Origin of the sequence: Enterococcus sp. DIV0756, from assembly GCF_051710745.1 — a bacterium.
In the GTDB taxonomy this organism is placed as follows: Bacteria; Bacillota; Bacilli; order Lactobacillales; family Enterococcaceae; genus Enterococcus_A.
In genome coordinates this window covers 2,620,381-2,645,148 of sequence record NZ_JBIOLF010000001.1, presented here as the reverse complement: position 1 = coordinate 2,645,148, position 24,768 = coordinate 2,620,381, and the positions used below count along the sequence as shown (strand labels likewise).

The window sequence follows — 24,768 nt, the reverse complement described above, 5'->3', positions numbered from 1 at the left end:
TTGTTTTCTTTTATGGGAATGGCTAGAATGAAGAAAATGTCTTTGGAGGAACAAGATGGAAGCATATCAAGAATTTTTTCGTATTGGACAGTACACGGATCTAGAAGCAATGACCGGCTGTACAGTGATTCTTTGTGAAGACGGCGTGACCGGTGGTGTCTCAGTTCGCGGTGGCTCACCGAATACCCGAGATACAGATGCATTAAAATCAGAAAACAATCGAAAATTTGTCCATGGAGTAACGCTATCTGGCGGAAGTGCTTTTGGTTTAGCAGCAAACGCTGGAGTCGTAGATTTCTTGGAAGAAAATAAAATTGGACGAGATATGGGAATTACCTTTGTTCCCAATGTCGTTGGTGCGAGTTTATTTGATTTACGCATTGGACAGGCAGATGTTCGCCCCGATTATCAAGCTGGTCGCAAAGCGTGTGAAGCAGCGTTTGTCGGCCAACAATTTCAAGCAGGAAATCATGGTGCTGGAACAGGCTGCAGTGTTGGAACGATCAATGGTGTGAAAAACGCTATGAAAGGCGGGATCGGTCTTCACACGATCACTCACGGAAAGTTATGGGTAACCGCAGTCATTGCTGTTAACGCGGTAGGAGATGTTTTTGACGAAGAAGTCGGAAGGATTATCGCTGGTGCCCGTAAACCAAGTGAAAGTAAAATCGGCTTCTCAGAAGAACTATTTCTTGAGCATTATCAAAATGAAGCAGCCTTGTTTGATGGCAACACAGTCATTGGGTGTGTGATGACCAATGCAACATTTCCAAAGGCTAAGATGAATAAGTTAGCGGATATTAGTCACAATGGAATTGCACGAGCAATCCGTCCTTCTCATACAACCTATGACGGCGATACGTTATTTGTTTTAGGTGCAAATCAAATCAATGCCAGTTTTGAAGCGGTGTCGATCTTAACTGTTGAGGCGGTTCGTCAAGCAATTATAAAAGGAACCAAAGCAGCAGAGACCTACGGAGATTATTTAAGCTATCAAGATCTATAAAGAAACAACCAAGGCAGAGATTGTCTTGGCTGTTTCTTTATAGAGAGATCTTTCATCACGCCTACGATTCCACTAACTTACTAAAGCAAGAAGTGGAAATCGCAGCTAATTCGTTAGAAGGAAATCTTTTTTTCAAAACCCGAAAAAATGAATGGATGCTCATCACGCCTACGATTCCAGTAACTTACTAAAGTAAGAAGTGGAACTCGCAAAAAAGACTAGCTAAGGTTCAGCTAGTCAGTGGGGAAGAATTATTTAACACGTGGTTCTGATTCTAAGTTGTCGCTGATTTTATCTGTTTGATTGCTCAAAGCGTCTTTTGCACGGTTTGTTTGTTTTGAAGCAAATCTTCCAGTTGTTTGAGCGGCACTAGTTACTTTGTCTTGAACGGTTTCGCTGTCTTCTTCATATTCTGCGCGAGTTTTGATATCCACGACATTTACATTAACTTCAATCACATCTAAATGAGTCATTTTATCGACTTCTTCAGAGATTAATTTTTTCATTTGATCATAAATATTTTCGATGTCTTTGCCATATTCAACAACTACATCCATATCGACAGCAACTTGTTTTTTTCCAACTTCTGTACTGATTCCAGATGTCACATCGTCACTGTTAACTAACTTATCTTTAATATTTGAAAAGAAACCGCCATCTACTGTCAATAAGCCATCTACATTTTCTAATGCAATACCGATAATTTTTTGAATGACTTTGTCCTCATAGGTTAATTCACCTTTAACGTCTTTTCTTGGTTCTGTTGGTTTGATTGTTGTGTTTTCCATTATTGTTTCCTCCTAATTTTTGTTAATGTATTGACTTTTCAAAGAGAAAAGATCATTTTAATCTGATTGATGTTTGATTATTTTTTTAAATAGTCATCTAAAATATGATTATTTTTTAAATAGATGCCGACTGCTATGCCAATGATTGTAATCAGGATCAATAAAATCGTTTTAAAAAAGCCGATGGTAAAGAATAGCACAGCTAAGATAAAACCGAGGATACCGAAGATCATAGGCAATTTGTCTCGCGTTAAGAATTCTTGCATCGCAGTTCCTCCTATTCTACTCGCTGCCGAGCCACCGTTGTTTCGGTTGGTGTTGGTTCAAGTGCTTGAAGTTTTACTTTGATAGAAACTTTTTCTTCTGGACCTAATAATTCGCGAAGCTTCGTTTCTACGTTTTTGGCCCAGCGGTCTGTTTGTCCAACCAAACCAGACGTTTTTTTCAACTGACCACGAACATTTACTCTGATTTTATTTTTCGTTGCCGTTACATTGACCTTGGGGTTATCCATAAAGTCTTCCTGTTTGATACTTGTCCGAACATACCCTTCAATCGCTCGCTTATCCAAAGCTAGTTTTCCTCGATCTTCTTTCAAAGCAAACTTGGTCACTCTCTTTGGATAAAATAGAATTACGAAAATACCGATTACCGTTAAGATCGCTAAAGCTGCCGCTACCCAAAACAAATATAGCTGAGCATATTGATTTGTCAGCACAAATTGTTGCAATGAGCTAAAGTCCAGCGGGTTTGAAGCGATGAAGTAATAGATCGCTACGACGGATAGAAAAATAGAAAGTAAAACCAGTGAAATAATAATCAAGATGGTTTTGAGAAATTTATTCATACCGCACCTCCTTGCTTCAATATTTTTAATTTGTTTACACCCAAATAGTAAAATGACACCCCTTTTATGTAAAAGAATTTGCTCATTTTGATTGACAAAAAGGGACTTAGGTGCGGATAAATATCATTTAATTAAGGAGATAATAACTTTTTTTGCAAATTTTCATTTTTTTTATTGTTGTAGAAAAAAATGAGCGAGCAAGATTTTTGAACTAAAAAAGAAGTGTGCTTCTCCAGCACACTTCTAAGATGTTTTCGTTCATTATCGTTCTTTCCATTTGCGGTACCGCCGATAGAGGCTTTCGACAACTAAAAAAAGAATGGAAAGCGCGGCTACAAAATAACCAAAAACCCCTAAATCAGAAATTAGCGTATCTCCTTCAGGCGAAGACTGAACTAAAATGGATGAGCCAATGACCAAAGCGGAGAGAATTAAACCAATCACTAGGCGATTGACCATTGCTTCAGCCCGCTCTAAAAAATTATGCTGGTTTTTAACTTCTAAATTCAACTTTGCTTTTCCTTTAGCAAAGGTATCAAGAACCGTTAGCGTGTGACTAGGAATTTTTGGTATCGCTTTTAGTGAAGTTAAGAAATCTAATCCAGTTTCCTGCAGTTCATCCTTCAAATTCAGTTGTTGGAGAAAATATTTTTGTGCGAAAGGCGCCACCACCTCAAATAAGGAGAGGTCTGGATTGAGGTCTTCAATCACACCTTCAAGTGTACCGAAGGCTTTAATCAGCATGGTGACTGAATCATCAATTTGCAAGTTGTTATCGTGGCAAATGATGACTACTTGAGAAAAAACTTTTTGCAGGTCAATCTCTTTAACTGGCAAGTTCAAATAGCGATTCAAAAAATCATCTAGCTCATAAGTGAATTTTTCTTCATCAAAGCTGCCAATCTGTTTGCAAATCGCATGTACTGCATTTGTGATGCGCTGATTGTCTTTACTATAGATGGCGATAATCGTGTTGCTCATTTTGGCCTGCATCTCACGGTTAATAGTGCCCATCATACCAAAATCAATGAAATTCATTCGAAATGGACGTAATTTTTCATTGCGAGAATAGGTAATTTCATAAGGGACATTTCCAACTTTTCCCTGATGTCCTTTTGTTTTTAGTTGTTGCTCTTTTCGATTCTCTTTTTCACTCATCAGTTGCAATAAAATATTGCCTGGATGAGGATCTGCATGGAAAAATCCGTCTTCAAATACTTCTTTCATAAAATGTTCGATCAATAATTCACTGATTGTTTTCTTCAACTCTTTATAGGTTGTCTCGCCATGTACGATTTTGTCATCTTCGGTGTTTATTAATTCCTTTAAATTGGTCCCAGGCATTAACTCCATTACGATGACCTTTTTCGAAGAATAGGCAGGTTCCATTTTAGGGACACGGATTTCTTTCCATTCATTGTTTAATCGATAAAATTCTTCTGCCAATTCCAGTTCTTTTTGGAAATCCAATTCATTCTCTAGTGATACTCGAATCTCTTTTAAAATATTTTTTAGATTAATTACCTTACTTTCTGGGACCCAATTTGCGATAGGAATCGCTTTTTCAAATAAGGATAAGTCTAACTCGATCTCAGAAGCGATCCCAGGATGCTGGACCTTGGCAACGACTTTTCGACCATTTTTCAATTGTGCGTGATGTGCTTGAGCAATTGAAGCGGAGGCGAAAGGCTGCTCATCAAAGCTCTCAAAGATTTCTGATAAGGGCAAATCCAATTCTTGTTCAACTAGCGCTTTCACAGACTCGAAGCTATCGGTTTTTACATCATCCTGCAATTTTCGCAGTTCTTTCGTGAAATCTAAGGTAAAGATGTCTGTTCTAACTGACATCATTTGTCCCACTTTAATGAAAGTAGGCCCAAGTTCTTCAAAAGCCTTACGCACCTCTTCAGGATTTTTTTGTTGGGTAATATTTTTAACGAGGCTATACTGGTTGATGATTTTAACGATTTGACGTAATCGAGCGGTTCTAGATTTTCCTCTCATTACTACACCCCCTGGTCATTACGAAAGGACTTAGTTATGGAGCGTAAACAGGATGACTACACTACGAATAGTCTTCATATCTATCTTACAAGAGATTTTTATTAGATACAAACAACCCCTAATTATTCTCATCAGAAAAGAATCAGGGGTTAAAAATTAGTGATTTGTCACCATCTGAATAGCTTGCATGATGCAATAGGTAATGCCAGCAGCAATTACAGGCCCTGCAGCAACGCCTTTTAAGAATACGACACCCATAATGGTTCCAAAAACCAAAGCTACCGTAACTTCAGGCGATTGATTGATTAATCCGACCCCTTTTGAGGATAGAACCGCAACTAATACCCCACAGATTGTGGCTACCCAGCCAAGGGGTGATTTTAACGTGTTTAGCAGATCTTTTAAAACGATATCGCCAGTCGCAATAGGGACGAGGATCGTTGCTGATATCAGCGTCACCCCCCAGTTGATTCCCTGCTTATTTAAGAGGGCTAAAAATTTGTCTGATTGAGGAATTAGTTTTAAAGCTAGGACTGCGAGTGTCGCGATTAATAAGCTTTGATTTTTTGCAATAAAAGCAATCAATAAAATAATTCCCAAAAAAAGCCAACTCTCCATAGTATTCACTCCTATTTTCGTACGGATGTACAGCATTAGTTAGTTTAAAAACAAGTTGATTTTCATAACGTATTTACTATACAAGATAATTCGTGAAGTTGCGACTTTTTTCCAAAGCGACTTTAGTGTAAGCTTTTAAAGGAGGAGGTCAAAAATGAAAATAGGATTACGCACAATCAAGACCGCGATGGCGGCCCCCATTGCATTGTTATTAGCTGGAGGATTAAATTTAGATTCAGCAGCATCGGCTGCTATCATAACGATTTTGACAGTCACTAATACGAAACGTTCTACAGCAAAGACCGCACTAAATCGTCTTTTTTCATTGACGCTTGCAACAGTCATTGCAGCGGTTTGCTTCTCGCTTTTAGGATTTCACCCGATTGTTTTCGGTCTATATTTATTATTCTTTATTCCACTCTCCATTCAGCTTGATCTAGCAGAAGGAATTGCAGTCAGTTCGGTTTTGATCACTCATTATTTAGCAGCTAAAGAGATGCCTCTACAACTGATTATTAATGAATACTTATTGATGATCATCGGTGTTGGATGTGCCTTAGCGGCCAATCTTTATATGCCAAATACTGAGAAAAAAATTCAGGAAGATCAAGCAGTCGTCGAGGTTTCAATGAAGAAAATGCTGGGGCAGATGTCGAATTATTTGAATCAGCCGGCTAAAGAGGAGTTATTGCGACAAGAATGTTTGGCTTTACGGGATTTTGTTCGAGAAGCTCAAGTTCGTGCGCAGGAGTTTGAAGAAAATCGTTTCTTTTCCGGGAACAGTTATTATTTTGAGTATTTTGCGATGCGTCGTTTACAATTAAAAGTTTTATCAGATATGTTGCAGATATTGAATCGTTTAGATGCCGAGCCGGAAGATGTGCAAGAATTACAAGAGCTGTTTGAATTTACAGCGGAAACATTGGCAGAGGACAATGATGGGAATGAGATTTTAGTGAAGATTGCTGAGACGGATCAGCGTTATCAGCAAAAAAAATTACCCGAGAGTCGTCAAGCTTTTGAAGAACGAGCAATGCTATTCCAGTTATTCCAGCTATTTCAAGATTTTATTGAGATCAAGGCCGGATTCAATCGGAATAAATAATGAGAAAGAATCAGTCTTTTGTCCCATGTAAACGATTTAAAAAAACTTTATGATAAAGATATGAAAAACAGGTGAGGGGTATAAATATGAAAAAGATAGTTTTAGGGTTAATTTTAGTTGGTGCGGCAATGGTTTGTATCGGTAGTATGTTTTTCCATAATCGCATGAGTAATGAAACATTTACCACCACACGATCTGTTCGGGAATTAACGGTGGATGATCGCAATATGCCGGTCGATGTTGTGGGTGTGTCGGGAAATCGGACGCGAATCAAGTATAAAAATAGTAGAGATATTAAATACAAAATAAAACAAACGAGCAACACACTAACTTTGGAACGAAAACGAACGATTGGCTTTAGTTTTAATTTTTTTAATTTTGGCAACAGCAGTCCTCGCGTAACAATTGAGGTTCCAAAAGCAAAGTTGAAAGATTTACAAATTGAAACCTCTAATGGCAAAGTGTCAGCAGAGAATCTGACATTGGATAATTTAGATTTGGAAACCAGCAATAGCAAGATGACAATCAATGACGTTGATGCTAGTAACGTGGATGCAGAGACTAGTAATGGAAAAGTGGAACTTTCACACCTCAAATTTGAGGACGGTTCATTTGAAACTAGCAATAGTAAAATGGATCTACTAGATCTGAATTTTAGTGAAGGGGAGTTTCAAACATCTAACGGTAAGATTAATCTGATGAATTTGAAACCAGCAAAATCGCTCTCTCTCGAAACAAGTAATTCAGAGATCAATGGAACCATTATCGGTAATAAGGAAGAGTTTTCAATCACCTCAAAAACCAGCAATGCTTCAAATAATCTAGGTAATCAGAAGGATGGCTCAAAAGAATTGGAAGTTAAAACGAGTAATGGTGACATAGAGGTTGCCTTTGTTCGTTAATTGGACTCTTTAGGAGGAAGGCGCATGGTTAGTAAAAAGCTGAAACAGTTGTTGCTTGTCGTTTATGTGTTGCTGTTAATCTGGATTTTACTATTTAAACTTTCGTTTTCTTTCGCTGATGTTGCTGAAAGTTTGAAGCATCCGATGAGGTCGCTCAATCTCATTCCATTTCAAGAGTCAGTAATCGTCAATGGAAAAATTGCACTCAATGAAATTTTTTTAAACGCAATTGTGTTTATGCCGTTAGGTGTGCTCTTAGGTATTTCTGTAAAAGGGTTATCTTTTATAAGAAAGTTGGCCTTTCTCTTGCTGTTCTCGCTTTTCATTGAAGGAATGCAATTTATTTTAGGGATTGGGGCAACCGATGTAACGGATCTTATCATGAATTTTTCCGGTGGGTTCCTTGGACTTTGTCTGTATCAAGGATTAAAACAGGTTATTCCAGAGTCAAAATTGGATAAGCGGCTCATTATCATAGGCACTGTTATCGGGATTGTATGTCTGGGAATGGTGCTGCTACTGTTTTTTGTGAATCGCTAAAAGTATTCAAAAAAAAGACTCTTCATAAGGGTGTAGCATCAAGAAATAAGAAGGAAGTTTCGAACATTACCAAGAAACACAGTGACTTTTGAACTGATCCTGAAGAGGACTCACTCAGTATTTTTCAAATTTTTTGTGCTTCGGCTTATTTTTAAAGATGTTGCTTATGAGTCGACGTTTATTCGTGAATAGGAGCTGAGCCGAAAGTCTAAAAGACTTTTGGCTCAGCTCCTTATTTTTTTTGCATGATGTTTGTGTTTCGTTGGAATCTCCAGACTAAGAACGATTCAGAGAGGGCTAAATAAAGGAATAACGCTGCGATGATCAAAACGGCATTTGTACCAATCATACGATAAGAAAAGACCGAGATAATCGCACCGACAATAAAAGCAACAACAACTGAAAGAAAATGGAGAAAGCGTGCCTTCGCATCCGGATTCTTCGTACTTAGATAATCGTAAAGATTAGTAGCAACCCCCTTTAAATTTCCTGTTGTAAACAAATTTGTGTAGGCAAGTCCGTTGATTTTATCAAATGATACCCATTGAATCGCTGCAGTAAAGGCAATCATGATTGTAATAATTGCAGGATGCGGTTGTAAGAAGTCCAGACTGATGACAAAAAAGACTGCTGCTTCAAAATAAAGCAGGAATAACCGCCAGAAATGATGTTCTTTTCTTTTGAAGTAGTCAATCATAAATTTTGCTAAAAGAATTCCAATAAAGAAAAATAAGGTGGAAAGTAATTTTTTCCCGACCATGTTCCATTGTCGCTCATACGCTTGAATGATCGCCAAAATGATGTTTCCAGTTTGCGCTGAGGCAAAAGCACCATAACGGATATAGGTATAACTATCCATCATTCCACCGATAAAGGTCATTAGCAATCCTACTGAGCGGTTCTCATGAAAACTATTATTCATTTGCTATTCATCTCTTTTCGCTGACTATCTTACCATATTTTTTCAGAAAAAAGATAATCAATGTCATAGCTATTTTCATGGACTTAATTCATTTAACTTTCAAGTGAGTTGTTTTTCTATCAGTTAACCTCTGAAAATTAGAATAATTCGTTCTCAAAAAATCATTTTGACAGAAAATGTACATGAAGTTTTCATAAGAATCATTTAAAAGTTTCCTCTTTTTAAATGAAGAAAACAAATAATTATATTTTCAACAAGATCATCATTCGGATTTCCGCTTATAAAAACGTGGGTAATAAAAATATATAGTACTTTTATCGCGATTTTTACGAATGATGGGGAGTGTTGTTGTTAAAAAACAAGTTGTTCGTCAGGTGCTATCTTTTTCGAAGGAATGTGTTAGAATGAAAATGCTTTTTATCCTGTGAACGTGAAGGGAATTGAGAACTCACCATGTCTGTAAAAAAAAGGACACCATGGTTAGAGGCGTTATACGCGGCGATGCCGCTTTGTTTTAGTTACATTCCGGTTGGTTTGGCATGTGGTATGCTTTTACAAAAAGCGGGATTTAACATCTTCTTAACAGCCTTGCTTTCGATGCTAGTTTTTTCAGGAGGCGCACAATTTTTAGTCGTCTCGATGATCAGCGTGCACGCATCATTTGTGTCTACTATCTTAATGGTTTTCTTCTTGGAGCTACGCTACGCTTTGCTTGGTTCCAGTTTGTCGCAATTTTTTAAACAAGAAAAACGATCCTTTATCGCATTGTTTTCACAATCGATGAATGATGAAAATTATGCAGTTAACTATTTGAAATATTCTACTGATCCTGAATGGAATCGTAAGAAAGCTTTGTACGTCAATTGGTTTTCAATGGCATCATGGACAGGGAGCACAGTAGTAGGAACCATTTTTGGCTCTGTGATTCATGTTGATACGGAGTTGGTTCATTTTGCTTTAACAGCGATGTTCATCTTTATGTTTATGATGCAGCTAAGTAATGGCTTGTTATTAGCTACTGGTTTATTGTCTGGTGGCTTAGCGGTTATTTTCATGTTGCTCTTTAAAAATACCTTTGGATTGATCTTAGCGACATTACTAGCCTCGTTAACAGGCTATTTAATTGAACGTTTTTGGAAAACGGCTCATACGAAAAATGACGGACCAGATCATTATGATCTGACTGGCGGGGAGGTCCATCATGAGTAATACTTCATTACTGTTGTTGATCCTTTGTTTATTTGGAGCCTCTTACTTACCTCGTCTTTTTCCCATGCTGTATTTTTCGCAACGACAAGTGCCGCAATGGTTTAGTGATTGGATGAAATATGTGCCGATCTCATTATTTGCTGCTCTCGTTTTTAAGGATGTATTTATTAGCGATAATCAGCTGGATGTGATTGGGAATGTGCGGATCATGGCGATGTTTTTAGTTGCGGGAGTGGCATACAAGACGCGCTCAATGGCGATTTCAGTGATTACGGGTTTAGCGGCTGTTTTCTTATTATCAATGATTTAAAAACGAGGCACTCTGAAAAGAGCGCCTCGTTTTTTCCTGTTTAATTATTAGTTTTGGTATTCAGCAATAGGTCGATAAGTTAAGACCTGCATTTTTCGATAAAATTCAGCGGGTAGATTTTTCCATGATTGCAGAAGATTATGGAAAAAGCCACCATCTGCATTGATGATATATTCGTTTAATAATAGGCCAAAGGACTTTTTAGGTTGTTCTTTGACTAATTTTTCATAGACTTCGGTTGCTTGCTCTTGATTATCAGCGACAAAAAGTGTATTGACTTCAACATACGCGCCCTCGATATTTTGGGTTTCTTCTACAAAGTACACGGATTTGGTAACTTTTTGTTTTTTCACCATATCAGTCATCCTTTCTTTAAGTTACTCATAGCATACAAGAGAAATATTAACTAAGGATGAATTAATTTGCTTTTTACGTCATTTAATTATGAATTTTTCGGGATATTTGGCAAAAATAGTTTAAAATTACTGCCTTTATTTGGCGAACTATTGACTTTGATCGTTCCTTGATGTAGTTCAATGATCTGCTTGGCTAAAGCCAGGCCTAAACCGTTGCCCTTGGTTTTACGACTGGTATCGCTTTGGTAAAATTTATCAAAAATGCGATCGGCAACTTCTTCAGTCATGCCAATACCTTCATCGCTGATAGTAATGGTTTGTCCGTTTTGATCATTTTTTAAATGAACATGGATGTTGCTGTCTTGACGACTATATTTAATCGCATTGTCCACCAAATTCAGCCAGACTTGATAAAGAAACTCTTCGTTCCCGTAATACTCAGTCCAAGGTAGATCCAAGTCCAGTGTCAAATTCAATTGCTCCCATTTTGGTTGCAAAAATAAAATGACTTCGCGAATTTGTTCGTCTAAGCGAAAGCTTTGAAAATCCAAACCAATCCCTTGGTTTTCAAGTTTACTCAGCTTCAAAATATTATCTGTGAGGTGAGTCAGCTGATGTGTCCCATCTAACATTCGTTCTAAATAAATCTGTCGTTCTTCTTTCGACAAATCCTCATTTTGCAACAGTTGTACGTAGCCTTTGATTGTTGCGATCGGTGTCTTGAATTCGTGGGAGACGGTTGAAACAAAATCATTTCGTAATGTTTCAATACTGCTTAATTCTTTTACCATGACATTGAAATCATGATAGAGTTCTTCAACATCTTCCACTTGCTGACGCTCTTCTAGTTGAATAGTAAAATCGCCTTTCGCCACTTTACTCATCGCTTGCCGAAGATCCCCAATCGGCTGGAGAATTCGCTTCCCAACGAATACGGAGAGAACCAAGCCCAAAATGAGACTAAAAAGAAAAATGACTCCTAAAGGAAAAAAATGGGAACCGCGTTCAGACTCTAAAAGTTTGAAATGATTGCTGATGAAAAGCAGTGCAACGAAGACACCTAATACGACGACCATAATTAAAAAAATGATGGAGACAAAGTACATCCATATTTGGGAGAAGAGTCTTTTTCTCATGAGTGGATGACCGCCTTATAACCCAGTCCGCGTATCGTTTCAATTGAAAAGTCTGAATTGTTTTCTAATCGTGAACGCAAACGTTTGATATGAACATCGATGGTCCGTTCATCCGTATCAGAATCTAATCCCCATATCTCGTCCATTAGTTGTTGGCGAGTAAAAATTTTATTGGGATAAGCCAATAATTTATACAATAATAGAAATTCTTTTTGAGGCAGTGTCTCTGTCTGTTCAGTGGTTTTAATTTGATAGGTTTCTTGATCTAAACGGGTATTTCCGACAACTAATTCTTTGGTATGAACAATTTGTGCACGCCGCAATAAGGCGTCTACGCGTAAAAGCATTTCATTGACATCAATTGGCTTGACCATATAGTCATCTACACCGATAGTAAATCCGCGTTTTTTATCTTCAAAAGAGTCCTTGGCAGTAATAAATAAAATGGGTAAATCATAGTCGGCTTGTCGTAAGCTTTCGGCTAGTTCGTAGCCGTCCATATCTGGCATCATGATGTCGCTGATAATCAGATCAATGAATTGCTTGTCTAAAAGAGCTAAAGCTTCTACCCCATTCATCGCGCGAAATACTTGAAAGCGTTCATTTTTCAGTGCCGATTGATAAAGTAAAGATAAGTTTTCATCATCTTCTACAATAAGTATTCGATTCATTTGCGTTGCCTCCCTTTTTGCCTAATAATAGTAGCAAATCACTGTGAACCTAGTATGAATTTTTGTTCATTTTGAGTTAATAATGCCATGCTATCTTTACGATGTAAACAGAAAGAAAAGGGTGACGCAATGTTAGAATTAAAAGACATCAAGAAATATTATCATGTGGGGGAAACGACAACCAAGGCTTTAGATGGCGTATCCGTTGCATTTCGGCGACAAGAATTTGTCGCAATTTTAGGCGCCAGCGGGTCAGGTAAGACGACGATGCTGAATGTCATCGGCGGCTTAGATAATTATGACTCTGGAGATATGGTCATCGATGGAAAATCGACAAAAACGTTTAAAGATGCAGATTGGGACGCTTATCGAAATAATTCGATTGGATTTGTTTTCCAAAGCTACAATTTGATCAGCCATTTAGGGATTATCGATAACGTGGAGCTTGGTATGACGTTGAGCGGTGTTTCAAAAGAAGAGAAGACACGGCGAGCGGAGGATGCCTTGCGTCGAGTAGGCCTCGCGGATCATATGCATAAGAAACCGAATCAGCTATCTGGAGGACAAATGCAACGGGTCGCAATTGCTCGTGCGTTAGCAAATGATCCCGACATTTTACTTTGTGATGAGCCAACCGGGGCGTTAGATACTGAAACCAGTGTTCAGATCATGAATTTAATTCAAGAATTGTCGAAAGAAAAATTAGTTATCATGGTAACGCATAATCCTGAGTTAGCCAACAAGTACGCTGATCGGACAATCCGATTTTCTGACGGCCGGATCATGGATGATTCTCATCCTCATATTGAAGGGAAAAAAGGAGAACAATTTCAACTAAAACGGACCAAAATGAAGTTTATTACCGCGTTGAAATTATCCTTTAATAATTTACGAACCAAAAAAGGCCGAACCTTCTTAACCGCCTTCGCTTCCAGTATCGGGATCATCAGTATCGGTATCGTTCTTTCATTATCCAGCGGCTTCCAAAAACAAATTGATAATACTCAAGCCGAGACTATGGCGAAGTATCCGATTACGATTTCAAAAACGACAACGGACCAAACGGCGAATCGTGATCGTGCACTTGGATCAGAAAAAGCGAGCGGTTCGACCAAGGATACAAAAAATAGTGTGGTCGCGAAAATCAGTGATGAAGACAAAGCGCAGCATACGAATAAAATCAATCAAGATTATGTGGATTATATTAATGATATTGACCCTAAATTGAGTAATAATATTGGTTTTACTCGAGTGGTTGGTATGAACCTTTTACGAGATATTGATGGCGATGTGAAGCCGGTAAAACTATCTAATGATTCACCAGATAGCGGGCCATCAATGATGAGTGCAATGTCCAGTATGACAGGAATGGGCGTCTCATCATTTCCGACACAATTAGATAAAAGTTCTGGTAATTTCTTAGAAGATAACTATAAATTATTAGCTGGAGCTTATCCAAAAGCCAATACCGATGTTGTCTTGATTGTTGACGCCAATAATAGTACGAATATCAATTCACTGAAAAATCTTGGTTTTGATGTTAAAGATGACGAGAAGGTAGATTTTGATAAAATCGTTGGTACGGAGTTTAAGTTGATCAACAACAATGAATATTATCAAAAAGTACCAACGGGGAATTTTATCCCGAAGAATGATTACAAGGCGATGTACGACAATGCCAACAATGATACACTGAAAATTTCAGGAATTCTGCGGGTAAAACAATCCTCAACGATGAATCTTTTAGCGCCTGGGATTGCTTACAGTAATGAGTTGACCTCTAAAATCGTGAAGGACAATGAAAATTCTGAGATTGTCAAAGCACAAAAAGAGACCGATACAAATGTCATGACGAACGAAAAATTGGATGATGCGACCAAAGAAAGTACTTTGGCTTACTTAGGCGGAGACAGTATTCCTAGCAGTATTATGATTTACCCAAATAACTACAAAGATAAAGAACAAATCTTAAGCTATTTGGATGATTACAATAAAGGTAAGAAAAAGAAAGATAAGATCATCTACACCGATTTGGCGGGGACGATGACTGAACTGACTGGCGGCTTAATGGACGCGATCACGTATGTATTGATTGCCTTTGCGGGAATCTCATTAGTAACCAGCATGATCATGATTGGTATCATTACCTACACATCAGTTATTGAACGAACAAAAGAAATTGGTGTCTTAAAAGCGTTAGGGGCAAGAAAGAAGGATATCACCCGTGTATTTGATGCAGAAACTTGTATTTTAGGGGTGGCTTCTGGAACACTGGGTGTATTGATTGCCTATTTGGCAACTTTCCCAATCAACGCGATTTTATATAATATGACTGAACTAGAAAATGTCGCACAATTAAACCCAGTACACGGGATTATCTTAATCATCGTCTCAACCGTATTGACTATGATTGGTGGACATATTCCGGCAAGAATGGCAGCCAAGAAAGATGCCGCAATCGCATTACGCGCAGAGTAAGAAAATTATTTAAAAGAAATAACGTGGTCTCCTAAGTTAGATGAAAAACTAACTTAGGAGTTTTTTTAGCCGAATAAGCATTTGGATTACTAAATGCAAGTATGGCAACTTATCCGAATGACAAAGCTGGCTAAGATTGATTGTCTTTCACGAATAAGCAAACAATTGAAAATGGTTGTCACGATTTAAGGTTATTCAAACAAAAAAAGACCAGAAAAAATTCTGGCCTTTTTTACATTATTTTATCGATAAAGAAGTAGTTAATCACCGCTAATGCGATATACCCAATTGTAATCAATCCGCAAACTAAAAAATGAAGGCGTTTATTCATCAAAGCGACTGCGATAAATTCTCTTAAAAAAGCATTGGGTAAATAATATCGTGCCGTCTTCGAACCAATTCCATCAATTTTTAGACCTACTTCTTCAGCATACATACCGGCTCTAAAAATATGGTAATTGTTTGAAGTGAAAATTGCATGATAGCCAGTTGGCTTTTCTCGTTCCATAATCTCTTTACTGAATTTCATATTTTCCAGTGTATTGGTTGATTGTGCTTCCATGATAATATCTTCATCAGGAATTCCTTGCTCTAAAGCATAGTCACGCATAGCTTGAGATTCAGGAACTTTCTCATCAGGACCTTGTCCGCCAGACATTAATAATTGTGGTGGAGAAAGTGTTTCTTCGCTTTGCTCACGATAGAACTGAATTGCTCGATCAATTCGTTTTGCTAACAAAGGAGTGACTTTTTCACCATTGATTAAACCAGCACCTAAGACAATTACATAGTCTTGATTATACTTAGGCTGATTGAATTGATAGAGCAAGGAAATGGATAGAAAATTCCAGAAAACGACAAAGAAATAAATGGCAATAGTAGTCGGAATTGATAATAAAATGACCGACCAATCAGGTAAAAGTCGTGGCCCAAACGTTTGCAAAATTATTAGTGCGATGATTGCTAGTCCCAAAATCAAGGTCAATAAATTTGGTAGTCTACGGGACTCATGGCGCAGAACAATGAAACTATTACCAATCAAAAAAATAATTGCTGCATAGATACCAAGAAGAACGGTCACTAGAAATAGAAACAATAGCAATGCGATAATTCCAGCGCCAATCAAAGAGCCATCAGTAATCGTGATAAGTGTTACATACCCCATAAAACTGATTAAAGTAAGGTTAAGCAACCAGCCATTTCGTAAGCGACATTTTTCTTTAAAATAGAAATAGCAAAATAATAAAAAGAAAAAGAGGGGAATCAAAATATAGAAAGTTTTATTTTGAATTTCTAGTAGACAAAAATATAAAACTAGAAAAATTCCTGTCCATAGTGAAAAATTTTTGAATCTTTGTTGTTTGAACCGTTTCATTAAACCAATTAATACAACGAAATAAAACAATAATGCGATTAAATCACGTTGTAGGTCCATCCCATCACACCTTTCATCGTTAAGAAAATTTATTTTTTCAAATTTCAATAGCTGATCATTCTGCTAACCTGATAGTACTATGTCAGTATATCAAAGAAAGGGGCAAATGCGCATTTAAGAACTATTAGTTGGTTTTATTTAAGAAGATTAGTAAACTTATGAGAGGAACATTTGCGGTGAATACTTTTAGTGTATTCGCTGAAACGAACGAGGAGGGCTATTGATGAAAATTAAAGGAATCAATCGCGTAGATTTACCAACTATTTTTGTTGTTGGTAAAGAAGGCCAGGGATTAGCAGAAGATGGACCATCATGGGTACCATTACTATGGGATCAGATGAATACTCATTTTGAAGAGTTAGTTGAACTTTTAGCGGAACAGGACATGAAGGATTTACAGTTATGGGGATTAATGAGCGATAAAGACCATTGGTTAGAACCTTGGCAAAATGAAGGACGTTACTTGGCAGGTGTTCAAGTTCCAGCAGAAGCTGAAGCGCCTGAAGGTTGGGCTCGTTGGGAATTACCGCCTATGAGTTATTTGACTGTTATGGCGAGTGCAGAAAAGATTGAAGAAGCGACAAATTTAATCTTGGGTGAGGTCTTTCCTATAGAAAATTTGGAGCTTGCGGGTGCGATACACGAACATTATTTGCCTCATTTCGCCGAAGGAGAAGTGGAATTATATTTTCCCTTCAAAGCCAAATAAAAAACTTTCGACCCCGTCGAAAGTTTTTTATTTTATGCAAATATGCCAGTGATCTTTTGCCAGATTAACTCGAAAGTACTGGCTTTCTCTACTTCATTTTTGGTTACTAAATCTGTTTTAGCACCTTCATTTTCTTGAACGTAACCTAAGGTATCTTGTGCTAGAGCGACACTGACGGTACCGATTTTTTCATTTTTATGAACGGGAGCGATGATGGCGTTATTATCCAGCAAGGAATGATCTAAGGTTGTCTTAATTGTTAAGTTATTAGGGTCCATGTCACTACGGATCCAAAGCGTAACAGGTTTTTCCATCGCTAAAGCAACAGTCTTTTTCTTGCCCTCTGTAACTTTTAGCTCCTTTTTATCAGCGGGGGTCTGTCCAGCGACAGTCACCTCCTGGTGACGCCAATTATTTAAGCAATAATCCATCAATTTGCTTGTTTCGACATATCGGGCGTTTTCATCATTCGGTTGGTTAAGTGCATTCAAAATCACTGTAATAACGCGACGCCCATCTTTTTGAATGGTGCCGACAAAACACGCACCAGCTAAATCGGTAGTACCAGTTTTTAAGCCATCAACACCTTCTTTATAATTCGGGCCGTCAAATAGCATAACATTCCAATTTTCCATTTCAGTTGGTTGAGAGGAATTTGGGGCAAATGTTTTTTCCTTGATCTTAGAGGTTTCCAAAATTTCTGGGAAATCTTTAATCAAGTGTTGTGCGACGATCGCGACATCTCTCGCAGACATTAAATTCTCATCATTTTCTTGAGTTCCAGGATAAACATGCTCACCAAGATAAACGTTGCTTAACCCAGAAGCATTGATAATTGTCGCATCTTTGATTCCCCATTCGGTGAGTTGTTCGCGCATTTGATTTACAAAAGTATGCTCATTACCAGCGATGAGCTCGGCTAGAGCAACCGCGCAAGCGTTCGCTGATTGAACGATCATCGCCTCAAAAAGCTCTTTGACTGTATATTTTTGATCGCGAACCAACGTAACATTTGATAGTTCGGGGACAGTGCTCAAATCTGCAGCGTATTCTGAGATCGGCACTTCTTGCTCCCAAGTAATTTTTTGCTGTTTAATCGCCTCTAAAACGAGGTATGCCGTGATCGTTTTAGTGATGGAAGCAATGCCCTTGGGTGTGTCGCCGTCTTGGTTGAAAAAAACTTTTCCTGAATCAGCGTCAATGGCGTATCCTGCATTCGCATTGACGGAAAACTCATCTGCCGCATGGACAGGAATTCCTATGAGACTTTGGAAGAAAAGTACGAAGATAACCAAAACAATTGAGAAACTTTTCTTATTTTTCATTGATGGGCTCCTTTATTTCTATTAACCCCAAAAGTTTAGCAAAATCAAAGGGTGAATTCAAGAAAATACATGAAAACACCAGAGTTTTTCATTAGTTTTGAAAGCCTCTGGTGCGTATTGATAACTTTTTCTATTTTATTTTGTTAAAAACTGCGACCGCCACCGCCGAAGGTTCCACCTCCGCTAGAATGAGTGGTGCTGCCGCCACCACCGCCACCACCATTATTTGAAGGCTTTGGAATCCGACGAGTGGTAACAAAGGAATTTACTAATTGATCTTGTCGTTCAGTTAAGTCTAATTGTGCGTTTTGACGATAAGGATAACGGTAAGTACCAGTTTTTAGTTGATAACGCAAACGTACAGAAACAAAGAAAGCAATTGCCGCCACAGCTGCAATGACAAAACCAATCGCAAATTCAATTGGTGTGATGGATTTATAATACGTGACTTTTCCGGTCTTTTCATCAATACGATAAGAACCACCAGGAACACCATCGTCAACGAATTCTTGTGCATTAAACAAGAAATTTCTGCTTGCTTGATAATAATCGCCGTCTCTCATTGCCGCCTCAACATCATCTAAAAGCTTATCAAGCCGTTTATCGGTGATGTAATCGATCATATTCCCTGAAGTTGAAAGATGGATTTTACGCTGGTTCATATCTAACAATAGCAGAGCGCCATTGTGATTATTACCAATCCGATCTCTCAGCTGATTATCTGCGAATGTTTCAGGATCCTCAGTATTCGTGTTAGTAGTTAAAATAAACACTTCACCTTTGATTTTTTGGTTGATTGCATCTGCTTGCTTGGATAATTCGTTTCGTTCTTCTGGTGATAGCAGATTGGCCTGATCATCCACTGTGTTGGAAGCCGCCAAAACCTTCAATGGACTGAATAAAGCTAGAAAGCCAATCAATAATAGGATTTTTTTCATAGGAAATACCCCACGATCATAGCAATTATCATAATCGCAGCGAAAATCCCACCTGAGAATAATCCTAAACGCTTATTGCTGATCGGCAAAATACCACTGACTTTGCCTGTTTGCCCATTCATCGCATAATAATAGGTTTTCTTCGAGGCATCTTGATAAGTCACAAGCCAGACAGGCAGCAGCATATAGTGGTTATCTTGTTTCTCGACATTTACAGATTTATTACCGGCTGCAAAAGTGGTATAGCCCGAAACCGTATCTCGTAGCAAGTCTTCTGTGTACTCGGTAAGCTCACGATCAATCTGATCAGCTAAGTCCTTGATTTCAATATCACGTTTTTCTGCTTGGAAGCCTGATAGGTACTCAGTGTGAAAATCAACCGCTTGATCAATCGGAAAAGGTTGAACCCCTTCAACCATTTTTTGCTGCAGATTTTTTTGCAGGGCATTTTTGGTCAAATGTCGGATCTTTGCTTTGCCCTTGCGGAAGATCTGATAGACCTTGGTTTCGGTATATTCAATATCACCGACGATCCATACTCGCAAAGAAGTTCCTTTACCAGTCAAATTCCCCGCAGTTTCTGCATCAACAACCCAATAGGGGAAATAAACCCCGGTCATTTTCTCAATTTGATCTTTATTGAAAAAATCTTTCGGAATAAAACGTTTCTTTTGTGTCCATGCTAAAAAATCTGCGATGGCTTTTTCGCGATCAATTTTAAAGGGTAAAACCTTGTTCGGTAAAAATTCTCCTGTCAAACGTCCTGACAATACGACAGGGTTATGACAAAAATAGCAATAGGTTGCGGCGGTGGTGTGATCAGTGACGATTTGAGCACCGCAGCTGGGACAGAGGAAAAGATCCACGTCACCAGTTTTCGGTTCCTCAGCACTGGCAGTCGTTGTTTGTGTCTCCTCGACTGCTTCTTTGGCTTCAAATTTTTCGATGTCTTCCACAGTAAAAATGCTTAAGCAATAGTCACAGTGAAATTTTTGATCACTCGGATTGAAAGTTAAGGGTCCGCCGCAATTGGGACAATGATGCGTTAATACATCAGCCATTTGCAGGCCCTCCTAAGTTAGTAATAGTTTAGTCTAACGGAATACCTTTGAAGGGTTTGCCGCAATGTGGACAGAATTTTGGCACACCATTGCTTAAATCGACAATTTCCCCACATTCGCTGCATTTCATTTGGATTTTTGCTGCAGCTGCTGGAGCTGGTTTTGGTTCTCCGCAGTTGCTACAAAATTTTCCGGAATTTTCTTCGCCGCATTTCGGGCAAGTCCATTGATCATCTGCTTTTTTTTGTTGAGCCTGTTGATTCTGTTGCATTTGTTGATTATTATTTTGTGAAGCTTGGTTAAGATAATCTCCGCCAGCGTTCATTCCCATGCCCATTCCGAAGAATCCAGTGGCAGCCCCCGCATCATTTTTGCCAGCTGCCTCCATGCCGCGAGCAACTGAGCCTTGGACATAGCCTTCGCGCACGTTAGGGTCGCCCAACATGGCGCCTTCGTTTCGCATATTGATTAATTTCGTTGAGTCATCTGTATAAGAGATACTGGCAACTGCCACCGAAACAATCTCCATCCCGCGTAATTCTCTCCAGCTATCATCTAAAGCGTCAGAAAGGTATTTGCTAAGTTCCAAGCTCTTTGATGGGACGTAAGAGATCCGTTGTCCATCGGCGGACATTTGATTGATTGACGCTTGCAAACCTGTTAAAAATTCTTGTAAATATTGTTCATTGATATCACTGATATCAACTTGATCCATATTTCGTGGAATTGCATTGGCAAAAAAGAGAATCGGATCCGTTACTTTAATGGAATAGGTTCCGTGTGCACGCAAGAATAATTCTGCATTGTAGAAATTATCAAAATAATTTAGCGGAGTGCTGGTACCAAACTTGATCCCTTTAATTTCCTGTAAATTGATATAAAATACCTGTTGTTTCTGGGGTGTCACGCCGCCAAACTTAAAACGACTGAAAGTTTCGGCAACGGCTTCCTTTAATGAGCCATTGAACATCGACGGAGCAGAATTATTTTCCACTGTGTAGTAGCCTTCTTCGGCAGTGTAGTCGATAATCTTGCCGCCATCTACTAAGAGCATCATCATATTTGGATAAACATGGATCACAGAGCCGTCTGTGATCACATCACTGGTCCCTTTTTTATTGCTGCTGCGCTTGTCATCTTTTCGTACGGCAACGCCTTTTGACATCACTGTTGTCTGTCCCATGTCGGCTGGTTCAATAATCTCTAGCCATTGGTCGGCCATTCCACCGCTGATACTGCTTGTTGCTGCTTTAAATAGTCCCATGAGTTTCCCTCCATAAAAACGTTTTTTTCATTATACCACAGGGCAATTTTGAAATAGAAAGGAAGCTGTCCAACAGATTAAAAGACCCTAAACAATTGCATCAGAGAATGGGTTTCTATAGTTTTTTTATCCGAAATCACGTATAATAAAAAGCAGTGATTTTGAAAGAAAAGAGGAGAATTATGGCGTATCAAGCACTTTATCGCGTTTGGCGATCGCAGCGGTTCGATGATCTAGTTGGACAAGAAGCGATCACAAAAACGCTGAAAAATGCGATCCAACAACAGAAAACTTCCCATGCCTATTTATTTACTGGTCCTCGTGGAACGGGAAAGACTAGTGCCGCAAAAATTTTTGCTAAAGCCATCAATTGTCCAAATAGTGTGGATGGGGAACCCTGCAATGAGTGCGAGATGTGCCGTTCAATCACTGATGGACGACAAGAAGATGTGATTGAGATCGATGCAGCCAGCAATAACGGTGTGGAAGAAATCCGTTTTATTCGTGATCGAGCGAATTATGCGCCGACGACAGCAAAATATAAAGTATACATTATCGATGAAGTTCATATGCTTTCTACTGGAGCCTTTAACGCCTTACTAAAAACGTTAGAAGAACCTAAGGAACATGTAATCTTTGTTCTTGCAACCACTGAGCCGCACAAGATTCCAGCGACAATTATTTCTCGAACGCAACGGTTTGATTTTAAACGAATTGACGTTCAAGCAATTATTGGTCGAATGGCTTACATTCTTGAACAAAGCAATCAGCCATATGAAGAGCAAGCGTTGTCCGTGATCGCACGCGCAGCAGAAGGCGGAATGCGGGATGCATTGAGTATTTTAGATCAAGCCATTTCCTTTAGTAATGAGAGAATTACTTTAGAAGATGCATTAGCTGTAACAGGCAGTCTAACTACCGAGATGATGGACAGTTTTATTGGAGCTTGTCTACAACTGAATGTCAGTGGCGCACTTGAAGTTTTGGAGAATATTCTAGCAGAAGGCAAAGAAGCCCGCCGCTTAACCGAAGATCTGTTATTGTATTGTCGGGATTTGTTGATTTATCAGCAGGCACCGAAGTTGTTGGAAAATCGAGCAGCTTATTTAACGGAGACATTCAAACAATTGGCTGATGCGACTGCCTCTGAGCGTTTGTACAGTATGATTAAGATTTTAAGCGAAACTCAAAATGAAATTCGCTTTACTAATCATGCCAATGTTTATTTGGAAGTTGCAACAGTGAAACTAGCCACCCCTCAGACGTCAAGTGAGACTGCACCTGTAACACCAATAAACTCAGGGGTATCATCTGTAGTCCAATCAGTCGATCAATCAGAACTATTAGCACTGAAAAATCAGCTGCAGCAGTTACAAAGTGAATTGCAACAGCTAAAGACTAATCCAACAGTGGAGAAAGAGGAGCGGAAAGCAGCTCCAAAGAAAACTGCAAGCAGTTATCGTGTCCCGACGGAGCGCGTCTATCAGGTACTAAGTGAGGCAACCAAAGATCATTTAGTGAATGTGAAGAACGTTTGGGAGGATTTACTAATGGCGTTGCCAGTTACACAACGAGCGATGCTGAAAGCCAGTGAACCGATGGCAGCCGGTCCAGGATTAATGTTGATTGCTTTTGATTATGAGATTGTTTGTCAACGTGCAGACAGCAGTGATGAACTCCGCTTGAATATGCAAAACACGTTGAGTATGATGATTAAGGATTATACTCCGGAATTTGTTTTCATTACACGTGAAAGCTGGCCGCGCTTGCGGCAAGCCTTTGTCAGTCAACATCATGATCGTCCTGTAGCAGCCGAGACGAATGAATCAGATGATGAGATTAATCTGATACCTGAAGAAACTAATGAAGTCGTTGAACAAGCAAAAAGTCTGTTTGGTGATCTAGTCACGATTAAGGATGATTAGAATATCAGGTTCTTAAACCTAGTTTTAGCAGAAGTTAGCAAATAAGTATTAAGTATAAGGGAGCGAATAATAAAATGATGCGCGGAATGGGAAACATGCAAGGCATGATGAAACAAATGCAAAAAATGCAAAAAGAAATGGTGAAAGCCCAAGATGAATTAAATGCAAAAGAGTTTACTGGCAGTTCAACCAATGATTTAGTAACAGTGACTTTTACTGGTGACAAAAATATGAAAGCTATGGCGATCAATCCTGAATTGATCGATCCAGAAGATCCAGAAATGCTGCAAGATATGATTGTTTTAGCAGTAAATGATGCGATCACAAAGATTACGAAAGAAACGGATCAAACGATGGGCAAATATACAAAGGGACTTCCTGGAATGTAAGCGACTTTGTTCTCAGCAAAAAAATATTACTTTTTCAAAGATATATTTTTTTTGCTAGTAGTATTATCCATGTCCGGCTTAACGAACTAGCGTTTCTACGCAAGCTACGCATACAGTTACTGCTTGCAGAGCTGATATGGAACAGTTCCTACTCGGTGCTCAAAAGCTGAACGAGTTCGTGAAGCCTTTCTGGAAGAGAGGAAGGACAGAATGCAATATCCAGAACCAATTGCAAAATTGATTGAAAGTTATATGAAGTTGCCAGGGATCGGACAAAAGACCGCAACCCGCTTAGCCTTTTTTACGATTGATATGAAGGACGAATCGGTAAATGAATTTGCACGTTCGCTGATTAGTGTTAAAAGAGATTTGCGTTTTTGCAGTATTTGTGGGAACATCACGGAGGAAGATCCTTGCGAAATTTGTTCGGATACAACTCGAGATCGTAGTACGATACTCGTCGTAGAAGAGCCAAAAGATGTGATGTCGATGGAAAAGGTTCGTGAATATCATGGCCTTTATCATGTGCTTCATGGTGTTTTATCACCGATGGAAGGGACAGGACCAGAAGACATTAATATCGCGCCATTGATCAAACGACTGCACGATGATGAAATCAAGGAAGTCATTATCGCGACAAATGCAACGACAGAAGGCGAAGCAACTGCGATGTATCTATCGCGTTTGATTAAACCGGCTGGAATCAAAGTTACGCGACTCGCTCATGGCTTGTCAGTTGGCAGTGACATTGAATATGCTGACGAAATTACTTTGTTAAAAGCAGTGGAAGGACGCCGTGAATTATAAAGATTTCGCGGTGTCTTTTTTAA

Annotated in this window: 25 protein-coding genes; 11 read left to right on the top strand and 14 right to left on the bottom strand. The window is 38.8% G+C overall.

All coding sequences use genetic code 11. The annotated features are described in order from the left end of the window. Window positions 1-55: 55 nt before the first annotated feature. Window positions 56-1,006 carry a P1 family peptidase gene (locus tag IGI44_RS12875; protein ID WP_438788106.1) on the top strand — a complete coding sequence of 317 codons (951 nt, stop codon included), beginning with the start codon at window positions 56-58 and terminating at the stop codon, window positions 1,004-1,006. Window positions 1,007-1,257: 251 nt separating this feature from the next. On the opposite strand, the gene IGI44_RS12870 is transcribed toward IGI44_RS12875, so the two are convergent. From IGI44_RS12870 to IGI44_RS12850, 5 genes are all read right to left on the bottom strand, one after another. Next, entirely contained in the window at window positions 1,258-1,794 is a 537-nt protein-coding gene (locus IGI44_RS12870) for an Asp23/Gls24 family envelope stress response protein (protein ID WP_438788105.1), read from the bottom strand. 77 nt (window positions 1,795-1,871) lie between these two features. Next, window positions 1,872-2,060 carry a DUF2273 domain-containing protein gene (locus tag IGI44_RS12865; RefSeq protein ID WP_438788104.1) on the bottom strand — a complete coding sequence of 63 codons (189 nt, stop codon included), beginning with the start codon at window positions 2,058-2,060 and terminating at the stop codon, window positions 1,872-1,874. 11 nt (window positions 2,061-2,071) lie between these two features. Continuing rightward, the gene (gene amaP / locus IGI44_RS12860; RefSeq protein WP_438788103.1) at window positions 2,072-2,641 is read right to left on the bottom strand and encodes an alkaline shock response membrane anchor protein AmaP; all 570 of its coding nucleotides are present in this window, start codon (window positions 2,639-2,641) and stop codon (window positions 2,072-2,074) included. 261 nt (window positions 2,642-2,902) lie between these two features. Further along, a complete protein-coding gene (locus IGI44_RS12855) occupies window positions 2,903-4,645 on the bottom strand; it encodes an ABC1 kinase family protein (RefSeq protein WP_438788102.1) in 1,743 nt (580 codons plus the stop codon). Between the two features lie 156 nt (window positions 4,646-4,801). Then, window positions 4,802-5,263, bottom strand: a complete 462-nt coding sequence (locus tag IGI44_RS12850; protein WP_438788101.1) for a DUF441 domain-containing protein — start codon at window positions 5,261-5,263, stop codon at window positions 4,802-4,804. A gap of 154 nt (window positions 5,264-5,417) precedes the next feature. Here IGI44_RS12850 and IGI44_RS12845 point away from each other — a divergent pair, with 154 nt between their 5' ends. The 3 genes from IGI44_RS12845 (at window position 5,418) to IGI44_RS12835 (ending at window position 7,810) form a co-directional block, all read left to right on the top strand. Further along, a complete protein-coding gene (locus IGI44_RS12845; RefSeq protein WP_438788100.1) occupies window positions 5,418-6,368 on the top strand; it encodes an aromatic acid exporter family protein in 951 nt (316 codons plus the stop codon). An 86-nt stretch (window positions 6,369-6,454) separates the two neighbouring features. Continuing rightward, entirely contained in the window at window positions 6,455-7,270 is an 816-nt protein-coding gene (locus IGI44_RS12840; protein WP_438788099.1) for a DUF4097 family beta strand repeat-containing protein, read from the top strand. A 24-nt stretch (window positions 7,271-7,294) separates the two neighbouring features. Beyond that, a complete protein-coding gene (locus IGI44_RS12835) occupies window positions 7,295-7,810 on the top strand; it encodes a VanZ family protein (protein ID WP_438788098.1) in 516 nt (171 codons plus the stop codon). Between the two features lie 232 nt (window positions 7,811-8,042). On the opposite strand, the gene IGI44_RS12830 is transcribed toward IGI44_RS12835, so the two are convergent. Then, window positions 8,043-8,732, bottom strand: coding sequence for a YoaK family protein (locus tag IGI44_RS12830; protein ID WP_438788097.1), 690 nt, complete (start codon window positions 8,730-8,732; stop codon window positions 8,043-8,045). 453 nt (window positions 8,733-9,185) lie between these two features. On the opposite strand from IGI44_RS12830, the gene IGI44_RS12825 reads away from it, so the two are divergent. Both IGI44_RS12825 and IGI44_RS12820 read left to right on the top strand, forming a co-directional pair. Beyond that, window positions 9,186-9,941, top strand: coding sequence for an AzlC family ABC transporter permease (locus IGI44_RS12825; RefSeq protein WP_438788095.1), 756 nt, complete (start codon window positions 9,186-9,188; stop codon window positions 9,939-9,941). Then, window positions 9,934-10,251 (top strand): AzlD domain-containing protein, encoded by a 318-nt coding sequence (locus IGI44_RS12820; RefSeq protein WP_438788094.1) that lies wholly within the window; start codon window positions 9,934-9,936, stop codon window positions 10,249-10,251. Before IGI44_RS12825 ends, IGI44_RS12820 begins: the two co-directional genes overlap by 8 nt. Window positions 10,252-10,298: 47 nt before the next feature. Here IGI44_RS12820 and IGI44_RS12815 read toward each other — a convergent pair whose 3' ends face one another. The 3 genes from IGI44_RS12815 to IGI44_RS12805 all read right to left on the bottom strand — a co-directional run bounded on the left by IGI44_RS12815 (window position 10,299) and on the right by IGI44_RS12805 (window position 12,414). Beyond that, entirely contained in the window at window positions 10,299-10,607 is a 309-nt protein-coding gene (locus tag IGI44_RS12815; RefSeq protein ID WP_438788093.1) for a hypothetical protein, read from the bottom strand. An 86-nt stretch (window positions 10,608-10,693) separates the two neighbouring features. Continuing rightward, window positions 10,694-11,743, bottom strand: a complete 1,050-nt coding sequence (locus IGI44_RS12810) for a sensor histidine kinase (protein ID WP_438788091.1) — start codon at window positions 11,741-11,743, stop codon at window positions 10,694-10,696. Then, window positions 11,740-12,414: a response regulator transcription factor gene (locus IGI44_RS12805; protein ID WP_438788090.1), complete on the bottom strand. Its 675-nt coding sequence runs from the start codon at window positions 12,412-12,414 to the stop codon at window positions 11,740-11,742. The genes IGI44_RS12810 and IGI44_RS12805 overlap by 4 nt, the downstream gene beginning before the upstream one ends. A 129-nt stretch (window positions 12,415-12,543) precedes the next feature. On the opposite strand from IGI44_RS12805, the gene IGI44_RS12800 reads away from it, so the two are divergent. Beyond that, window positions 12,544-14,892 (top strand): ABC transporter ATP-binding protein/permease, encoded by a 2,349-nt coding sequence (locus IGI44_RS12800; protein WP_438788089.1) that lies wholly within the window; start codon window positions 12,544-12,546, stop codon window positions 14,890-14,892. A gap of 232 nt (window positions 14,893-15,124) precedes the next feature. Here the strand turns inward: IGI44_RS12800 and IGI44_RS12795 are convergent, their stop codons facing one another. Next, the gene (locus IGI44_RS12795; RefSeq protein ID WP_438788088.1) at window positions 15,125-16,327 is read right to left on the bottom strand and encodes a YdcF family protein; all 1,203 of its coding nucleotides are present in this window, start codon (window positions 16,325-16,327) and stop codon (window positions 15,125-15,127) included. A 223-nt stretch (window positions 16,328-16,550) separates the two neighbouring features. On the opposite strand from IGI44_RS12795, the gene IGI44_RS12790 reads away from it, so the two are divergent. After that, window positions 16,551-17,036, top strand: a complete 486-nt coding sequence (locus IGI44_RS12790; protein WP_438788087.1) for a GyrI-like domain-containing protein — start codon at window positions 16,551-16,553, stop codon at window positions 17,034-17,036. Between the two features lie 32 nt (window positions 17,037-17,068). Here IGI44_RS12790 and IGI44_RS12785 read toward each other — a convergent pair whose 3' ends face one another. From IGI44_RS12785 to IGI44_RS12770, 4 genes are all read right to left on the bottom strand, one after another. Next, a complete protein-coding gene (locus IGI44_RS12785) occupies window positions 17,069-18,361 on the bottom strand; it encodes a serine hydrolase (protein ID WP_438788085.1) in 1,293 nt (430 codons plus the stop codon). A 143-nt stretch (window positions 18,362-18,504) separates the two neighbouring features. Then, window positions 18,505-19,299 (bottom strand): TPM domain-containing protein, encoded by a 795-nt coding sequence (locus IGI44_RS12780; protein ID WP_438788084.1) that lies wholly within the window; start codon window positions 19,297-19,299, stop codon window positions 18,505-18,507. After that, a complete protein-coding gene (locus tag IGI44_RS12775) occupies window positions 19,296-20,360 on the bottom strand; it encodes a TFIIB-type zinc ribbon-containing protein (protein WP_438788083.1) in 1,065 nt (354 codons plus the stop codon). The genes IGI44_RS12780 and IGI44_RS12775 overlap by 4 nt, the downstream gene beginning before the upstream one ends. 28 nt (window positions 20,361-20,388) lie before the next feature. After that, window positions 20,389-21,624, bottom strand: coding sequence for a DUF7130 family rubredoxin-like protein (locus IGI44_RS12770; protein ID WP_438788082.1), 1,236 nt, complete (start codon window positions 21,622-21,624; stop codon window positions 20,389-20,391). 182 nt (window positions 21,625-21,806) lie between these two features. Here IGI44_RS12770 and dnaX point away from each other — a divergent pair, with 182 nt between their 5' ends. The 3 genes from dnaX to recR all read left to right on the top strand — a co-directional run bounded on the left by dnaX (window position 21,807) and on the right by recR (window position 24,745). After that, a complete protein-coding gene (gene dnaX / locus IGI44_RS12765) occupies window positions 21,807-23,549 on the top strand; it encodes a DNA polymerase III subunit gamma/tau (protein ID WP_438788081.1) in 1,743 nt (580 codons plus the stop codon). 74 nt (window positions 23,550-23,623) lie between these two features. Further along, window positions 23,624-23,938 (top strand): YbaB/EbfC family nucleoid-associated protein, encoded by a 315-nt coding sequence (locus IGI44_RS12760; RefSeq protein WP_438788080.1) that lies wholly within the window; start codon window positions 23,624-23,626, stop codon window positions 23,936-23,938. Window positions 23,939-24,148: 210 nt separating this feature from the next. Beyond that, complete coding sequence (recR, locus tag IGI44_RS12755; protein WP_010779862.1) at window positions 24,149-24,745, top strand: recombination mediator RecR; 597 nt, start codon at window positions 24,149-24,151, stop codon at window positions 24,743-24,745. Window positions 24,746-24,768 lie beyond the last annotated feature (23 nt).

What these genes read in the sequence shown, in the direction of transcription:
- IGI44_RS12795 (WP_438788088.1), bottom strand. Translation starts at nt 16,327, where the DNA reads ATGGACCTACAACGTGATTTAATCGCATTATTGTTTTATTTCGTTGTA.
- recR (WP_010779862.1), top strand. Translation starts at nt 24,149, where the DNA reads ATGCAATATCCAGAACCAATTGCAAAATTGATTGAAAGTTATATGAAG.
- IGI44_RS12790 (WP_438788087.1), top strand. Translation starts at nt 16,551, where the DNA reads ATGAAAATTAAAGGAATCAATCGCGTAGATTTACCAACTATTTTTGTT.
- IGI44_RS12810 (WP_438788091.1), bottom strand. Translation starts at nt 11,743, where the DNA reads ATGAGAAAAAGACTCTTCTCCCAAATATGGATGTACTTTGTCTCCATC.
- IGI44_RS12850 (WP_438788101.1), bottom strand. Translation starts at nt 5,263, where the DNA reads ATGGAGAGTTGGCTTTTTTTGGGAATTATTTTATTGATTGCTTTTATT.
- IGI44_RS12855 (WP_438788102.1), bottom strand. Translation starts at nt 4,645, where the DNA reads ATGAGAGGAAAATCTAGAACCGCTCGATTACGTCAAATCGTTAAAATC.
- IGI44_RS12770 (WP_438788082.1), bottom strand. Translation starts at nt 21,624, where the DNA reads ATGGGACTATTTAAAGCAGCAACAAGCAGTATCAGCGGTGGAATGGCC.
- IGI44_RS12775 (WP_438788083.1), bottom strand. Translation starts at nt 20,360, where the DNA reads ATGGCTGATGTATTAACGCATCATTGTCCCAATTGCGGCGGACCCTTA.
- IGI44_RS12805 (WP_438788090.1), bottom strand. Translation starts at nt 12,414, where the DNA reads ATGAATCGAATACTTATTGTAGAAGATGATGAAAACTTATCTTTACTT.
- IGI44_RS12870 (WP_438788105.1), bottom strand. Translation starts at nt 1,794, where the DNA reads ATGGAAAACACAACAATCAAACCAACAGAACCAAGAAAAGACGTTAAA.
- IGI44_RS12825 (WP_438788095.1), top strand. Translation starts at nt 9,186, where the DNA reads ATGTCTGTAAAAAAAAGGACACCATGGTTAGAGGCGTTATACGCGGCG.
- IGI44_RS12800 (WP_438788089.1), top strand. Translation starts at nt 12,544, where the DNA reads ATGTTAGAATTAAAAGACATCAAGAAATATTATCATGTGGGGGAAACG.
- IGI44_RS12840 (WP_438788099.1), top strand. Translation starts at nt 6,455, where the DNA reads ATGAAAAAGATAGTTTTAGGGTTAATTTTAGTTGGTGCGGCAATGGTT.
- IGI44_RS12830 (WP_438788097.1), bottom strand. Translation starts at nt 8,732, where the DNA reads ATGAATAATAGTTTTCATGAGAACCGCTCAGTAGGATTGCTAATGACC.
- IGI44_RS12815 (WP_438788093.1), bottom strand. Translation starts at nt 10,607, where the DNA reads ATGGTGAAAAAACAAAAAGTTACCAAATCCGTGTACTTTGTAGAAGAA.
- IGI44_RS12835 (WP_438788098.1), top strand. Translation starts at nt 7,295, where the DNA reads ATGGTTAGTAAAAAGCTGAAACAGTTGTTGCTTGTCGTTTATGTGTTG.
- IGI44_RS12820 (WP_438788094.1), top strand. Translation starts at nt 9,934, where the DNA reads ATGAGTAATACTTCATTACTGTTGTTGATCCTTTGTTTATTTGGAGCC.
- IGI44_RS12780 (WP_438788084.1), bottom strand. Translation starts at nt 19,299, where the DNA reads ATGAAAAAAATCCTATTATTGATTGGCTTTCTAGCTTTATTCAGTCCA.
- dnaX (WP_438788081.1), top strand. Translation starts at nt 21,807, where the DNA reads ATGGCGTATCAAGCACTTTATCGCGTTTGGCGATCGCAGCGGTTCGAT.
- IGI44_RS12865 (WP_438788104.1), bottom strand. Translation starts at nt 2,060, where the DNA reads ATGCAAGAATTCTTAACGCGAGACAAATTGCCTATGATCTTCGGTATC.
- IGI44_RS12760 (WP_438788080.1), top strand. Translation starts at nt 23,624, where the DNA reads ATGATGCGCGGAATGGGAAACATGCAAGGCATGATGAAACAAATGCAA.
- amaP (WP_438788103.1), bottom strand. Translation starts at nt 2,641, where the DNA reads ATGAATAAATTTCTCAAAACCATCTTGATTATTATTTCACTGGTTTTA.
- IGI44_RS12845 (WP_438788100.1), top strand. Translation starts at nt 5,418, where the DNA reads ATGAAAATAGGATTACGCACAATCAAGACCGCGATGGCGGCCCCCATT.
- IGI44_RS12875 (WP_438788106.1), top strand. Translation starts at nt 56, where the DNA reads ATGGAAGCATATCAAGAATTTTTTCGTATTGGACAGTACACGGATCTA.
- IGI44_RS12785 (WP_438788085.1), bottom strand. Translation starts at nt 18,361, where the DNA reads ATGAAAAATAAGAAAAGTTTCTCAATTGTTTTGGTTATCTTCGTACTT.